General features: G+C 61.6%; 13 protein-coding genes, 2 tRNA genes and 1 pseudogene. 7 read left to right on the top strand and 9 right to left on the bottom strand.

The features are described from left to right. Nucleotides 1-10 precede the first annotated feature (10 nt). The gene (locus C5F46_RS05955) at nucleotides 11-1,621 is read left to right on the top strand and encodes an alpha-glucosidase (protein WP_107324445.1); all 1,611 of its coding nucleotides are present in this window, start codon (nucleotides 11-13) and stop codon (nucleotides 1,619-1,621) included. Nucleotides 1,622-1,727: 106 nt separating this feature from the next. Here C5F46_RS05955 and C5F46_RS05950 read toward each other — a convergent pair whose 3' ends face one another. Beyond that, complete coding sequence (locus C5F46_RS05950) at nucleotides 1,728-2,771, bottom strand: ATP-binding protein (protein ID WP_107324444.1); 1,044 nt, start codon at nucleotides 2,769-2,771, stop codon at nucleotides 1,728-1,730. 228 nt (nucleotides 2,772-2,999) lie between these two features. Between C5F46_RS05950 and C5F46_RS05945 the strand changes: the two genes are divergently transcribed. Beyond that, entirely contained in the window at nucleotides 3,000-3,395 is a 396-nt protein-coding gene (locus C5F46_RS05945) for a hypothetical protein (RefSeq protein WP_146160216.1), read from the top strand. Between the two features lie 25 nt (nucleotides 3,396-3,420). Here the strand turns inward: C5F46_RS05945 and C5F46_RS05940 are convergent, their stop codons facing one another. The 3 genes from C5F46_RS05940 to C5F46_RS05930 are packed head-to-tail and all read right to left on the bottom strand — an operon-like array spanning nucleotide 3,421 to nucleotide 5,486. Further along, nucleotides 3,421-3,939, bottom strand: coding sequence for a gamma carbonic anhydrase family protein (locus tag C5F46_RS05940; RefSeq protein WP_107324442.1), 519 nt, complete (start codon nucleotides 3,937-3,939; stop codon nucleotides 3,421-3,423). Then, on the bottom strand, nucleotides 3,936-4,592 hold the full coding sequence (gmk, locus tag C5F46_RS05935) for a guanylate kinase (protein WP_235820097.1): 657 nt from the start codon (nucleotides 4,590-4,592) through the stop codon (nucleotides 3,936-3,938). The genes C5F46_RS05940 and gmk overlap by 4 nt, the downstream gene beginning before the upstream one ends. Nucleotides 4,593-4,595: 3 nt before the next feature. Then, nucleotides 4,596-5,486 (bottom strand): YicC/YloC family endoribonuclease, encoded by an 891-nt coding sequence (locus tag C5F46_RS05930; RefSeq protein ID WP_107324498.1) that lies wholly within the window; start codon nucleotides 5,484-5,486, stop codon nucleotides 4,596-4,598. Between the two features lie 160 nt (nucleotides 5,487-5,646). On the opposite strand from C5F46_RS05930, the gene C5F46_RS05925 reads away from it, so the two are divergent. Beyond that, a complete protein-coding gene (locus C5F46_RS05925; protein ID WP_107324441.1) occupies nucleotides 5,647-6,330 on the top strand; it encodes a PAS domain-containing protein in 684 nt (227 codons plus the stop codon). A 30-nt stretch (nucleotides 6,331-6,360) separates the two neighbouring features. Here the strand turns inward: C5F46_RS05925 and C5F46_RS05920 are convergent. Continuing rightward, a tRNA-Val gene (locus C5F46_RS05920) sits at nucleotides 6,361-6,436 on the bottom strand. A 439-nt stretch (nucleotides 6,437-6,875) separates the two neighbouring features. Here C5F46_RS05920 and C5F46_RS05915 point away from each other — a divergent pair. Then, entirely contained in the window at nucleotides 6,876-7,142 is a 267-nt protein-coding gene (locus C5F46_RS05915; protein ID WP_107324440.1) for a DNA cytosine methyltransferase, read from the top strand. 113 nt (nucleotides 7,143-7,255) lie between these two features. Here C5F46_RS05915 and C5F46_RS05910 read toward each other — a convergent pair. After that, nucleotides 7,256-7,606, bottom strand: a pseudogene (locus tag C5F46_RS05910) (IS110 family transposase); the annotation flags it as partial. Nucleotides 7,607-7,719: 113 nt separating this feature from the next. Next, the gene (locus C5F46_RS05905) at nucleotides 7,720-10,278 is read right to left on the bottom strand and encodes a CFI-box-CTERM domain-containing protein (RefSeq protein WP_181317734.1); all 2,559 of its coding nucleotides are present in this window, start codon (nucleotides 10,276-10,278) and stop codon (nucleotides 7,720-7,722) included. 523 nt (nucleotides 10,279-10,801) lie between these two features. On the opposite strand from C5F46_RS05905, the gene C5F46_RS05900 reads away from it, so the two are divergent. Both C5F46_RS05900 and C5F46_RS05895 read left to right on the top strand, forming a co-directional pair. Further along, nucleotides 10,802-11,734 (top strand): IS5 family transposase, encoded by a 933-nt coding sequence (locus tag C5F46_RS05900; RefSeq protein ID WP_107324437.1) that lies wholly within the window; start codon nucleotides 10,802-10,804, stop codon nucleotides 11,732-11,734. Nucleotides 11,735-11,775: 41 nt separating this feature from the next. Next, complete coding sequence (locus C5F46_RS05895; RefSeq protein WP_235820096.1) at nucleotides 11,776-12,591, top strand: tyrosine-type recombinase/integrase; 816 nt, start codon at nucleotides 11,776-11,778, stop codon at nucleotides 12,589-12,591. Nucleotides 12,592-12,666: 75 nt separating this feature from the next. On the opposite strand, the gene C5F46_RS05890 is transcribed toward C5F46_RS05895, so the two are convergent. Together C5F46_RS05890 and C5F46_RS05885 are read right to left on the bottom strand one after the other, a co-directional pair. Beyond that, nucleotides 12,667-12,741 (bottom strand) — tRNA-Val (locus tag C5F46_RS05890). Nucleotides 12,742-12,760: 19 nt separating this feature from the next. Beyond that, entirely contained in the window at nucleotides 12,761-13,228 is a 468-nt protein-coding gene (locus tag C5F46_RS05885; RefSeq protein WP_107324435.1) for an HU family DNA-binding protein, read from the bottom strand. A 316-nt stretch (nucleotides 13,229-13,544) separates the two neighbouring features. Between C5F46_RS05885 and C5F46_RS05880 the strand changes: the two genes are divergently transcribed. Then, a complete protein-coding gene (locus C5F46_RS05880) occupies nucleotides 13,545-13,772 on the top strand; it encodes a hypothetical protein (protein ID WP_107324434.1) in 228 nt (75 codons plus the stop codon). Nucleotides 13,773-13,816: the final 44 nt, after the last annotated feature.

Here is a 13,816-nt window from a genome sequence, read left to right as displayed (position 1 = left end):
AGAGGGCAGGATGAACAACGACTGGTGGCGCGGCGCAGTGATCTATCAGATTTACCCGCGCAGTTTTCAGGATGACTCGGGCGATGGCGTGGGCGATCTGGCAGGCATCATCCGCCGCCTGCCCTATGTGGCCAGCCTTGGTGTCGATGCGATCTGGCTGTCACCGATCTACACCTCGCCGATGGCCGACATGGGCTATGACGTGTCAGACTATCGCGGCATCGACCCGGTATTCGGCACGATGGCCGATTTCGACCGGCTTGTGGCACGGGCGCATGATCTGGGGCTGAAGGTGATCCTTGATCAGGTGATCAGCCACACCTCAGACCGCCACCCCTGGTTTGCCGATGCCCGCAAGCGCGGTGCAAAATACGACTGGTATGTCTGGGCCGACCCGAACCCCGACGGCACACCACCGAATAACTGGCTCTCAGTCTTTGGCGGCCCCGCCTGGGAATGGGAGGCGGGGCGGCGCCAGTTCTATCTTCACAACTTTCTGGCATCCCAGCCCGACCTGAACTTTCACAACCCCGCGGTTCAGGACGAAATGCTTGATGTCCTGCGCTTCTGGCTCGACCGGGGCGTGGACGGGTTCCGGCTTGATACTGTGAACTACTATTTCCACGACCCTGAACTGCGGCCAAACCCACCCGCCATGCCGCGCAAGGATGGCCGCCCGCAGCCCGCACCCTATGACATGCAACTGCACCTGCACGACAAGACGAGGCCCGAAAATCTGCCCTTCCTGGCCCGGATGCGGCAGCTTCTGAACCGCTACGACGCGCGCTGTCTGGTGGGCGAGGTGGGCGATGCGCCGGGCCGCGCGCTCAAGATCATGGCCGAGTATACCTCGGGGCCGGATCACCTGCACATGGCCTACAGCTTTGACATGCTGGGGCCGGATTATACGCCCGAACATTTCCGCGCCTGCATCGACAGCTTTTTCGCAGCCGCCCCCGATGGCTGGCCGTCCTGGGCCTTTTCCAACCATGACGTGATCCGCCATGTCACCCGCTGGGAAAAGGACGGGGCATCGCCTCAGGCACTGGCAAAACAGGCCATCGCGCTGCTGGCCTCGTTCCCCGGCACGATCAGCCTTTATCAGGGCGAAGAGCTGGGCCAGACCCAGACCGAGATGGCGTATCACGAACTGACCGACCCGCCCGGCCTGCGCTTCTGGCCCGAGGATAAGGGCCGCGACGGCTGCCGCACCCCGATGGTATGGGAAACCGATGCCCCGAACGCCGGCTTTTCCGCCGCCCGCCCCTGGCTGCCAGTCAAGGCCCCCCAGGCCGCCCGCGCCGTCGCCGCGCAAGAGACCGACCCCGGCTCCGTCCTCGCGCAGTATCGCAAGGTGCTGGCCTTCCGCCGCGCCAGCGCCGCGCTTCGTACAGGCGATATCCGGTTTCTTGACCTGCCCGCGCCGATTTTGGGCTTTGTCAGAACCGGCGAGACACAACGCCTGACCTGCCTTTTCAACCTCTCTCCCGAACCTCGCACGATTGCCGCGGCGCCCGATGGTATCGCCGTTGGCCCCGGTGCCGACCCCGATGCGGGCCGTAGCGCGGGCAACAGCCTGACGCTTCCTGCAAATGGCTGGCTCTGGTTGAAAACCACCTGACCGCAGCAGGCCATCCGCTGTCTTTCATCTTGGCCGAAATATCCTCGGGGGGTGAATGGGCCGCAGGCCCAGAGGGGGGCAGACAGCCCCCCTTCCCGGTCCGGGCTCAGGTCTCGGGCAGGATCACGCTGAACCGGCTGCCCTCGCCCTTCACGCTTTCAATGCGGAACCGGCCGCGGTGGCGGGCGATGATATGCTTGACGATCGCCAGCCCCAACCCGGTGCCGCCCTTCTCGCGCGAGCGGTGCGAGTCGACGCGATAGAACCGCTCGGTCAGGCGCGGCAGGTGGATCGCGTCGATCCCCTCGCCTCGGTCAACCACCGAAACCTGAATCGCCGGGCCGCGCAGCACCGGCTCATAGGGCAACCTGGTCAGACCGACGCGCACCTCGCCGCCCGCGCCGCCGTATTTCACCGCATTCTCGACCAGATTGTGAAACACCTGCGTCAGTTGGTCGGCATCGGCGGGCACCGGAACCGGCCCCGCCATCCCTTCGGCGATCAACTCCACCCCCGCGGCTTCGGCCTGCGGGCGCAGAGTGACCAGCGTCGAATGCACCAGCGCCGCGAGATCGACCCGCGTCGTCGGGCGGCGGCGTTCCTCGGCCTCGACCCGGCTGAGCGACAACAGATCGCCCACCAGCCGGTTCATCCGCCCCGCCTCGCGCTCCATGATGCCCAGAAACCGCTCGCGCGCGGCCGGATCATCGCGCGCCGCCCCGCGCAGGGTTTCGATAAAGCCCAGCAGCGCCGTCAGTGGTGTGCGCAACTCATGGCTGACATTGGCCACAAAATCGCGCCGCATCGCCTCGGCATGTTCCAGCGCGCTGATGTCTTCAAAGGCCAGCATTGCCCGCCCCCCCGGCAAGGGCGCGGCCTGCACCATGGCCACAATCTCGCCCCGCGCTTCGGGGCCTGATCCGGTGATCTGCGCGCGCACCCGCGTGGATGTGCCCTGCCGCAGGGCCGCCTCCAGCGCCAGCCCCAGCACCGGCTGGCGCAGGATGGTGACAAAGGGCCGCCCCTCGGGCGCCTCGCCAAACAATCGCCGGGCCGGGCTGTTGGCAGCCAGCACCCGTTCATCGCCATCGACGATCAGCACCGGCAGCGGCACCCCGTCGATTACCGCCACCATCAGCGCATCATCCATAAAACCCCCCGTCTTCCCGCCCAAGGCTTGCAGAAAGCCCCTGGCATTGTAAACCGACCGCAGGCGAGAACGCAGCCGAGTCAATATTTCTTGAGTGTAGGCTTCATTATCTGTAAACCTAAGCGTGTAGTATAAAGAGTGGTGTCGCGCAAAAACTGAATACTTCCTTTGATGGAGGCAGTTCTTCCGACAAGTTCCCCGCAATCTGTCAAGGTCGAAGGGGACCACATGGCGGCTGAACATTTCCGGAGCAGGTCACTGCGCTCCGCATCCGCCTGTATCGAGCGGATGGCGTCCACCGGACGCGTCATTCTTGTTGTCGAACCAGCTCATCATCTGCCCTCCAGCCTGCGCGGCGTCACCGGCACGCAGATATTTCAGACCGGGCATCGCGAGCTTGATGGCGCGCTGCTGGACCGGGTTCAACCGGATGTGGCGCTGTGCCCGCTGATGGTGGCCGGGTTTGACGCCCTTGATCTGGCTGAAAGGTTGGTAAGCCTCGGCTACCGCGGGGCGCTGCGCGCCACCACACAACCCGTTCCCGACCGCAACCTGATCTTGCGCGAAATCCGCGCCATCTGCCCCGGTCTTGATTTCGACCTGATCGAGTTGCCCGCCCCCTGACCCCTGCGAATCCTGTGACCCTGCGCTACAGCGCCCGCAGCCCCGCGCCATAGCGCCGTGCATTGGCGCGGTAATGCGCCGCCGATGCCAGAAGGCGCGCCTGCGCCGCCGCATCCAGCACCCGCACCACCTTGCCCGGCGCCCCCATCACCAGCGAAAAATCGGGAATGTCCTTGCCCTCGGTAATCAGTGCCCCAGCCCCGATCAGACAGCCCCGTCCGATCTTGGCGCCGTTCAGCACCGTGGCGCCCATGCCGATCAGACTGCCCGCGCCGATGATGCAGCCGTGCAGCATCGCCTTGTGGCCCACCGTGCAATCGGCCCCGATCACCAGCGGAAAGCCCATGTCGGTGTGCAGCACGCAGTTTTCCTGCACATTGCTGCCCGCGCCGACCCGGATTTCCTCGTTATCGCCGCGCAGGGTGGCGCCAAACCAGATGCTGGCGCCCGGCTCCAGCACCACCTTGCCGATCAGGTTGGCATCGGGTGCTACCCAGGCGTCGGGCGCGATCTGCGGTGCGATCCCGTCAAGTTCGTAGATCATCGGGCGTCAAACTCCCTGTTCAGCAGGCGGACGTGATCGGTCAACGCGGGTTGCTGCTGGCGACGCAGGCGCTGGGCGGTGATGATATGCTGCAACCGTTCCTCGGTTTCGTGCAGATCCTCATTGACCAGAACATAGTCGTATTCGGCCCAGTGACTGATCTCGTCGCGGCTTTTTTCCATCCGGCGGTGGATTGTTTCGTCGCTGTCCTGCGCGCGGAAACGCAAGCGACGTTCCAGTTCTGGGATCGAGGGCGGCAGAATGAAGATCGACAGCGAGTCACGCCCCAGCGCCGAATTGCGGATTTGCTGTGCGCCCTGCCAATCGACATCGAACAGTACATCGCGCCCCGCCTCCAGCGCCTGTTCCACCGGCTTTCGGGGCGAGCCGTAGAAATTGCCGAACACCTCGGCATGTTCCAGCATCTCGCCCGCTTCGACACTGGCGCGAAATGCCTCCTTGTCGAGAAAGTAGTAATCTTGCCCCTCCACCTCGCCGGGCCGCGGCGTGCGGGTGGTGGCCGACACGGAAAACCGCATCGTCGGATCCCATTGCATCAGCCGCCTGGCCAGCGTCGATTTGCCCGCGCCCGAGGGCGACGAGAGAATGATCAGAAGCCCGCGCCGCATCGAACCTGCCGCCAAACCCGCCATTGCCTACTCCACGTTCTGGATCTGCTCGCGCATCTGGTCGATGACGTGCTTGAGGTCAAGCCCGATGGCGGTCAGCGCGGCCGAGCCGGCCTTGGAACACAAGGTATTCGCCTCGCGGCCGAATTCCTGGGCCAAAAAATCGAACTTGCGCCCTACCGGGCCCGGCATGTGCAGCAGCGCCCGGGCTGCGGCGACATGGGCGCGCAGGCGGTCAAGCTCTTCGGTTACGTCGGATTTTACCGCGATCATCGCCAGTTCCTGCGCGACACGCGCCGGGTCGGCGCCGGGGGCGCTCTCCATCACGCGGGCCAGCGCCGCACGCAGGGCTTCGGCCGCCTCGGGGCGGCGGGCCTCGGCGGCCAGCGCTGCGGCCTCGGTCAGGGCCGCGATCCGGTCGATCTGCCCGGCCAGAACGCGGGCCAGCGCCGCCCCCTCGGCCCGGCGCATCGCGTCAAATTCCGCCAGCAGCGGCGGCAGATCGGCCAACAGCGCCGCGCGCAAGGCGCCGGTGTCGGGGGCGGGGGTTGCGGGTTCGGTGACGCCGCGCAGGGTGGCAAGGTCGGTCGCGCGCGGCGCCGCCAGTTCCAGCCCGCGGGCATTGGCCGCCGCGGTGATCCGCTCCAGCAGAGTCAGCGCCGCCTCCAGCCCCGCAGGGTTCAACTGCGCAACCTCTGCCGCCCCCGGCCTGGACAGCCGCAGCGTCACGCTGACATTGCCGCGGCTGGCCACGCGGCCCACCGCCTCGCGCAGCGCAGGCTCCAGCCCCTCGATGCCATCGGGCAGGCGCAGCCGCAGATCCAGCCCCTTGCCATTGACCGAGCGAATATCCCACACCCAGTCGCACCCCGCCCCGGCCCCCTGCCGCGCGGCAAAGCCCGTCATCGATACGATCACGGCATCGTGGCCCGTCTCGCCCATCACCCTGCCCTGCCCTTAACCATTTGGTAACTTTCCTCACCGCAGTCTCGCTCACCCCGGTATAGTTACGCAAAGCTGAACGGGGCAGACCTAGCATGGCCCGCCCCCCGCGTCGAACCTTTCCGGGAGTGCCCGCATGGACCTGAATGACCACACTGACGGCAAGATCATCGCGCTGGGCACCGCACCGCGCAGCCCCGCCGACCGCGCCCTGGCCGATCTGCGCAGCTATTGGGAAGCGCTGCGGCAGGGCCGCCCGGTGCCCGCCCGCGCCGAGGTGGACCCCCGCGGCATCGAACGCGCGCTGGATTACACCTTTCTGCTGGAACGGATCGCGCCGGGCATGGGCCGGTTCCGGCTGGCGGGAATGCATCTGAACGACCTGATGGGGATGGAGGTGCGGGGGATGCCGCTCAGCACCTTCTTTGCGCCGCTGTCGCGCAAGCCCGCGGCCGAACTGCTGGAGGCGGTCTTTGCCAACCCCGCCGTGGCCGAGGCCAGCCTGCACGCCGAAACCGGCATCGGCCAGCCTGCGCTGGCTGCACGGCTGCTGTTGCTGCCGCTGACCTCGGATCTGGGCGATGTGAACCGGGTGCTGGGCTGTCTGGTGGCCGAAGGCAGCATCGGCCGCAGCCCGCGCCGCTTTGATCTGGCAAGCGCCGCCATCGCCCCGGCTCTGGCGGGCCTGCCGGTTGACATGAGCCTGCCTGTGACCTGGCCGCTTGCCCCCCACGGCCTCGCCGAGCCGCCCGCCCGCCCCGGCGCCTCCACCCCCGAAACACGCCGCGCGGCCCTGCGACTGGTGAAATCTGACCGCTGAACGACGCGCCCGGTCTGGAAACCGCTGAAATGGTGGGTGATGAGGGACTCGAACCCCCGACATCCTCGGTGTAAACGAGGCGCTCTACCAACTGAGCTAATCACCCGGCGCGGTGCTTGTAGCGGGCTTGTCGGCGTCAGGCAAGCGGTGGCAGGCAGGGGGCCGTCGCAATCGGTCGGGAAACGAAAAGGGGCGCCGCCCTCGGCGCGCCCCTGATCGGTGAATTCATGGTGGGTGATAAGGGATTTGAACCCCTGACATCTTCGATGTGAACGAACGTCGCACTGCCCAACCCATTGTTCTTTGGTGAAAGGCACGGTTCGCAATCGGCCTTTGTTCATGGTTTATACAGGTGTCTCAGGTTCACACAGGTTCAGCGAACCTAAGCGCACTTCGTAAATTCCGCGACCCGCTGGTCACGATCATAGCCGGGCACCATTTAGTCAGTGCCGCGACCGTGTCAGTAATTACAGCGCGATGACCCGCGTTGACATTTTGTTCTTGTTGTCGCTGTATCGTGTTGCGGACATCAAGCGAGGCGCGAAATGCACTGCGATCTGACCTCAATCGAGCTTTGCGCTGGCGCTGGCGGCCAGGCATTGAGCGTGGAGCAGGCGGGCTTCGGGCACCAAGCACTCGTTGAGATCGATGATTGGTGCCGCCAGACTCTCCGCATCAACCGACGACACTGGAATGTGGTCGAAGGCATACAGGCTGACCTGACACAGTTCGACGCTCGTCCATATGCTGGCGTTGACGTTGTAGCCGGTGGCGTGCCACGCCCTCCGTTCTCAAAGGCCCGAAGCAGGTAGTCGCTGTCGCCCCTTTCTGTCACTAGACGTCTCAAAGCCTGCTTAAACCGCCTTATGTTGTGGCAATTCCAGAAATCACCACAAATGAATTCAATTACTTAGCGGATTTGCTGTTGAACTTGGGGCGTCTTCACCTCGACGAAACGCATGGTCGGTCGGCTGGCCGCCTCCGCGATGGCCTCGGCATCCGCCATGTCGTTCTTCTGGTTCTTCAAATACGGCTTGACGAACTTCGGGGCGATCAGGCGCACCTCGTGCCCGATTTGCGCCAACGTCCGCGCCCAATAATGAGATGTCGCGCTGGCTTCCATGGCAACGAGACATCCGGGATGCATCTGCATGAACGCAAGAAACTGCTTGCGCGACAGTTTCTTGCGAAACACGACTTCGCCCTCCGCTGTCGCACCGTGCAGTTGAAAGACCTGCTTCGCCAGGTCAACGCCGATGATCGAGACTCTCTTCATAGCCAATTCCTCCTGCTCCCGTCCGGATCAATCTGGCGCAAGTGCCGTCAGGAGGGGCTACCCAACCCATCATCAGAGCCGTCCACAACTCTTTGTCGCCGATCTCGATGTCCTCAGGTGAGGCCGGAGCGCCGCAAGACAGCCACTAGGTTCGAAAGAACCCACCTTGCTGCTTTTGCACGAAGTTGATGTGGCTTTGTCGTACGGGCCAATTTCGGGCCAATCCACCAATAAAACCTGATAAAGGCGCGACCAAGCCCAAATCTCACCAGATGCTTGTCTCGGAAACCCCGTAAAGAAACGACATCTGGATGCATGCGATCGCCAAATGCTGCGGTCGCAACAAAACACCCTCCTCCTGCTCCAGAAATGGGATCAATCTCGCTTTCTTGAGGATCGTCATCCGGGGGCACGAAGTCGGGATTTCCATCGGTCCACTCAGGCGCTTCGATTTCAATGCCGTCATCCTCCGGTGCAGGGTTCCCCCCTGGGTCCGGCTCACTTCCAATCCCCGTTCCGGGCTCGAGCGTTTCGAGATCATCGTCATCTTCCGGGCCAATGGTGATCCGGTTCGCGATTACATCATAATCCGGCCAGTAGCTTACGCTGGAACTCCACGGCATCGCATTCGCCACCGCATCCGATGAATCATCAAGAACAGTCAGGGATCGTCCAAATACTTCATCGGCTCGGATATCTACCGGTCCAGCTTCACTAGCAGGCTGGGCCGCGGGCGGCTGACTATCAGGAACACCATCCACGTTTGAAAAATTCAGATAAAGCTCCTTCAACTGATCCAGGGTCAATTTTGAAAGCCGCCCCATCATAATTGAATCGACCTCCTCTTGGGAGGAAAAGTCCAAGACCATGCTCGACAGTTTTTCACTCAAGGAAGCCGCGCCAACCAACACGATATCGTTTCCTTCTGGGCCAGAAACGATTAGATCGTCATCTTGAATTCGGGTTGCTTCTGCGAGATCGTCCTGATTTCTAAACACTCCGTCAAACCCGAGCCGATCTTCGGCACTCAAATCATGAACAACCGTATCGTGGCAGCCACCAAAAAGAAATATGTCCTCCCCATCTCCTCCGGTGACCGACGCCCTATCACCATCCCGCTCGCCCGTCAGGATGATCAGATCGTCGCCACTACCGCCATCTATGACATCCTCTCCACGGTCTGAAATGATGATGTCATCATCATCCCCCCCACGAAGAGTGTCATTCCCCACCCCGCCGGTCAGAATGTCGTTCCCGCCACCGCCGTCTAGGTTGTCATTCCCGACATGCCCCCGTAGAATGTCGTTGCCCGAGGCACCGAATATCACATCATCGGTTGTGCCGGTTCGATGATCCGTCTGATGATGTGCACCCTCGATAGTCAAATCAACCTCGGGATCCGAGATGGTCAGCATGACCAATTCGTTGTCATTGAGCGTGATCGAAGAAGCCAATGCCTCTCCGCTTGTGACCTTCATGTCCCCTCGGGAATCAGCAATCTCCCCATCCGGAAACGGTGATGATATGCTTTCATCCACGGAGCCGGTGTAAGGTGAATCGGCAGAAATCAGATGATGCAAGATGGCGTGCTTGCCGATGACCGCGCTTGAAATATCGATTTGCGCGGTCTCTCCACTATTATTGTGGAGGAATACGATTTTTTGCCCGGCCTCCTGAAATCCGGTGATTCCGATCTCCTCCGGAACAACCATCCCTTCCACTGCATCGATATCAGAGATCGTTTGCTTGCCTGATAGGTTCGCCTGCGCCAGATCGTAAATCTGACCCAGCGGCGTTGCTATAACGTGAATCTCTGATGCATTGGCCTCCGCCTCAGGAAACTGAGCATCATACAGCTTGTTGGACAACCATTTATACTGCGTTCCCCAATGGATTACCTCATCCACTCCAATATCAATATATCTGGCAAACTCCTCTATCCATGCCCCAGCCAGATTTACACCCACAGCACTGTTTGCTGCGATGTTGAATTCGGACAACGATACCTTCAGATTGGACGAAAAGCCTTCAGATTCACTGAAGGTAACCGCTGGCCGGATGCTCCAGTCCGCTTGCCAATCGAGTGATCGTTCTGCGTCGGGGTAAGTGTTTTGATATATCGTATCGATCAATGGGCGATTTTCGGCTGAAATAGCTTCGGCAATTTCACGGCTCTGTTCAATGCCATCCGAGCTCCAAGCAGCCCCGGCCTGAATTCCAATTGACGGAACTGCCCAATCTTCTCCCAAAGTCTGGGACAGTTCCTTCCGTAGGTCGTCGAGATAAGATATCTGAATGTTCGCTATTGTTCCGTAGTCTGAAGCGGTCATGGATGACCAGAACTCGTTGCCAATTTGAAATCCAGTCACCTTTGCCTCAGGGTTTTCAGTTATCGCGTTCCGTAATTCGCTCAGGTAGCGTTCGAATCCTGCGGTTTCAAATGTCTGGGTTGTCGGATCATAAAACTGAGTTGTTGGAATAACTACCGTCAATCCTGCGTCATGGTCATCGGCAAGCTCCATCGCTTCTCGCAGAGTCATGACGTATCCATCGGTCCCGGGCTCCATGCTCGGTCCAAAAACTCTGCTCAGTCCACCATTTTCCCAGGTTTGTTGCTCTGTAACCGCTCCGCCTGGATACCGAAACTCAGAAAAATGAATTTCTTCAAGCATTTCACGGAAGGGCTCACCGTGAACCACGCTGTCCTTTGTCAAAACTATGTTGGCCCCGAAGTGGGAATTAGATACGAGCGCCACGCTTGCAACCCTCAGGCTTGGGGCACTTTTTTGCCAATAGAAGTGGCGCTATTCGGCTTATGCCAAAATTTGAACATCAGCGCGATTGGCAATTAAGTTCCGAGTTTTCGCTTTCAACATCGTCGTGCAACCAGAACTTTGCGCAGCAACCCTGCAACGAGTTCCGATTCTCCCTATTGATACCCCTGATATGGTTTAAATTTCCTTGCGCAGCACAGTGCATGTGAAACTGTCAAAGTTCGAGCGGCTGTCCGAATGCGGTGCGACCGCGGGCAAGTAGCCGTCTGAAAGCGAAGCACTCCCCCGAAGATGGGGCAGGCGAAAAGGACGTGGAGAAATCCTTGGAAATCCGGGCCGCCGAGTTCACCACCGGCGAGGCTCTGTTGCGCAAAGCCCTTGGGGGATTCACCTCGTGAATCCAGCGTGATAGCTGGATGGCATGAGCAGACCGACACCCCCGACCTACAAGATCAAGAATTGGCGGGCCTATAACGAAGCGCTGAAGCGCCGAGGCTCGCTGACGATCTGGTTCGATCCCGAGATGACGTGGGAGGCCTTGCCGACCGGCAAGCGTGGCCGGCAGCCCACCTACAGCGACGCCGCCATCCAGACCTGCCTGACGATGAAAGTGCTGTTCGGCATGGCGCTGAGGCAGACGACGGGCTTTGTCGAAAGCCTTCTGCAGTTGAGCGGGCTCGACTGGTCAGTGCCGGATTTCAGCACGCTGTCGCGCCGGCAGAAGACCCTCGCCGTGAACATCCCGTATCGAGGCTCGGAGGAGCCGCTGCACCTCTTGATCGACAGCACCGGCATCAAGGTCGAGGGTGAAGGCGAGTGGAATGCCCGCAAGCATGGTGGCGCCAAACGCCGCGTATGGCGCAAGGTTCACCTCGGCATCGATGAAAAAACACTGGAAATCAGGGCGGTGGAGTTCACCAGCAGCGATATCGGCGATGCGCCCATGCTGCCCGAATTGCTCGACCAAATCCCGCCCGATCAAGAGATCGGCAACGTCACCGCAGATGGGGCCTACGATACGCGCAAGTGTCACGACGCCATCGCCGACCGCGGGGCCCATGCCGTCATCCCGCCCCGCAAGAATGCCAAACCCTGGAAGCCCGACAGCGCAGGCGCGATCGCCCGCAACGAGGCCCTCCGCGCATCCAAACGCCTGGGCCGGAAGATCTGGCGGAAATGGAGCGGCTACCACCGCCGAAGTCGGGCCGAGACCAAGATGCACTGCATGAAGCTGTTGGGCCAACGCCTCATGGCGCGAGAGCCCGACCGCCAAGTCGCCGAGCTTCAGATCCGTGTCGCCGTCATGAACGGCTTCACCGCGCTCGGCATACCCGTGACCGAGGCCGTGGGATAAGTGTGTCCGGGGAAAGGGGTAGCTCGGCCATCAGTCGATTTGTGCAACAGAGCCCGGGGCGGCCAGTCGCCACAACGATGGGATACACCGGGCTTGCCATCAAGGCCCACTTCGGCGCCCTGCGGCCCGACCAGATCACGACAGACCATTGCCGGTCCTACACAGCGCAAAGGCGCGCAGTCGGGATATCGATCGGCTCGGTCTGGACCGAGTTGGGCCACCTGCGCACCTGCATGACCTGGGCGGCCGACAAGGCGAGGTTGATCCCGGTTGCGCCCTATATCGAGCGGCCGCAGAAGCCTGCCCCCAAGGACCGATACCTGACCCACGCCGAGATCGAGCGACTGCTGGCTGCGGATTGCGAGCCTCACATCAGGCTGGCAATCCTGCTTATGCTGACCACCGCCGCTCGCGTTGGCGCCGTGCTGGACCTGACGTGGGATCGCGTCGACATGGACCGGGGCCAGATCAACCTACGCGCCGATTGCGAAGGCCCGCGGAAGGGGCGCGCTGTTGTGCCGATCAATGCGACCATGCGCGCTGCGCTCATGTCGGCGCGCGAAGCGGCTCTGTCCGATTTCGTCGTAGAGTGGGCAGGTGTGCCGGTTCGGTCAATCCGCAAGGGCTTTGAGCGCGCGGTCAAGTCCGCAGGGCTAAACGGTGTGTCGCCGCACGTCCTGCGTCATACCGCAGCCGTTCACATGGCTGAGGGCGGGGTGCCCATGTCAAAAATCAGCCAGTATCTCGGACATTCATCAACGGCCGTAACCGAGAGGGTCTATGCCAGATATGCGCCCGATCACCTGCGCGAGGCGGCCGAAATCCTCGACTTCGGGAGGGTTCGTGGGGTGCGTTAGGTTCAACAAACCATGGCGCACTTCGCAAAACGAAAGCGCCCCGGCAAAAAACCGAGGCGCCTCAACGCGTTATAATGGTGGGTGATAAGGGATTTGAACCCCTGACATCTTCGATGTGAACGAAGCGCTCTACCGCTGAGCTAATCACCCGGTGGCGGGGGTAATAACGTCAGTCGTCACCCTCTGCAAGAGCCTGATGCGCAGTTTTTTCACCCTTTGCCGCCTCATCCGCATCATGCCGACGCAGCTTGATCACCAGCGTCTCGCCGGCGCTGCGGTCGAGGTGGCGGCTGACGCGGGCGCGGCCGAGCGGCGGCAGGTGCAGATCCTCGCCGCGGGCCAAAGCCTCGCCCAGAACCATCAGCACCGCCTCGGAAATTTCGCGCACATCCTTTTTGCGGTGACCGCCCGAGGCCGCCTGCACCCGCTCTACAAATGCCTTGCGCCGCAGGACGGGGGCCGCATCGCTAACCGTATCTTGGGCAGGCTCTGCCACCGGCGACATCGCCACAAGGGCGGCAGGCTGGGGCGCGGTGACGACCGGTTTCGGGGCCCGCGGTTTTGCCGGTTTGCGCGGCGCCTTGGCCTGGGCTGGATCGGCGGCCGGATCGACGCTGGCAGGGGCGGGTTGGGGCATCTCTCGGGGCGGGTCTTTTTGGCCATTCGCAAAAACCTTTCTATTTGACCCCAGTCTATCATTCCAACAGCGCCAAGCCAGAGTGATTTCAAAAGCCTCCGGTGGTTTGCAGAAAGGGACATATCTCTGCCGCCCTCAGCCCGATTTCAGCCAAAAGCACAGTCTCCGGCGTAAAACTTGTGACAAGAAGGAGACAAATCGTTGTGAAACAGAGACCGCACAGCTTGACACTTGACCGATTCAGGGAGTGGGTGCAGCGTTTTGCCATACGAATGCGGATCCTGATTATCAAACCAAAGTTGCAAAGGAGCCTACCATGCGCAAACTGCTTCTCGCTTCCTGCATCCTGGCCACCACCTCCAGCCTTGCGCTGGCGGGCGGCTATTCCGCCCCGATCGTCGAGGCGGAGCCCGTTGTGGTCGAACAGGCCTCGACCAGCAACGCGGGCCTGATCGTGCCGTTGCTGCTGCTGGTGGCCATCGCCGCCATCGCCTCGTCGAACAATGACGACGAAGAGCCGATGATGACCGTGGTCGACAGATAAACTGAGAAAAGCGCAGCCTATGCTCGCGCGTGATACAATGCCTG

It is taken from the genome of Phaeovulum veldkampii DSM 11550, from assembly GCF_003034995.1.
Classification (GTDB): Bacteria; Pseudomonadota; Alphaproteobacteria; order Rhodobacterales; family Rhodobacteraceae; genus Phaeovulum; species Phaeovulum veldkampii.
The sequence above is the reverse complement of the archived record's forward strand: the minus strand, read 5'-3'. Positions and strand labels throughout refer to the sequence as shown.

Coding starts and splice junctions, on each gene's coding strand:
- C5F46_RS05955 (WP_107324445.1), top strand. CDS start 11: ATGAACAACGACTGGTGGCGCGGCGCAGTGATCTATCAGATTTACCCG.
- C5F46_RS05950 (WP_107324444.1), bottom strand. CDS start 2,771: ATGGATGATGCGCTGATGGTGGCGGTAATCGACGGGGTGCCGCTGCCG.
- C5F46_RS05945 (WP_146160216.1), top strand. CDS start 3,000: ATGGCGGCTGAACATTTCCGGAGCAGGTCACTGCGCTCCGCATCCGCC.
- C5F46_RS05940 (WP_107324442.1), bottom strand. CDS start 3,939: ATGATCTACGAACTTGACGGGATCGCACCGCAGATCGCGCCCGACGCC.
- gmk (WP_235820097.1), bottom strand. CDS start 4,592: ATGGCGGGTTTGGCGGCAGGTTCGATGCGGCGCGGGCTTCTGATCATT.
- C5F46_RS05925 (WP_107324441.1), top strand. CDS start 5,647: ATGGACCTGAATGACCACACTGACGGCAAGATCATCGCGCTGGGCACC.
- C5F46_RS05915 (WP_107324440.1), top strand. CDS start 6,876: ATGCACTGCGATCTGACCTCAATCGAGCTTTGCGCTGGCGCTGGCGGC.
- C5F46_RS05905 (WP_181317734.1), bottom strand. CDS start 10,278: ATGCTTGAAGAAATTCATTTTTCTGAGTTTCGGTATCCAGGCGGAGCG.
- C5F46_RS05900 (WP_107324437.1), top strand. CDS start 10,802: ATGAGCAGACCGACACCCCCGACCTACAAGATCAAGAATTGGCGGGCC.
- C5F46_RS05885 (WP_107324435.1), bottom strand. CDS start 13,228: ATGCCCCAACCCGCCCCTGCCAGCGTCGATCCGGCCGCCGATCCAGCC.
- C5F46_RS05880 (WP_107324434.1), top strand. CDS start 13,545: ATGCGCAAACTGCTTCTCGCTTCCTGCATCCTGGCCACCACCTCCAGC.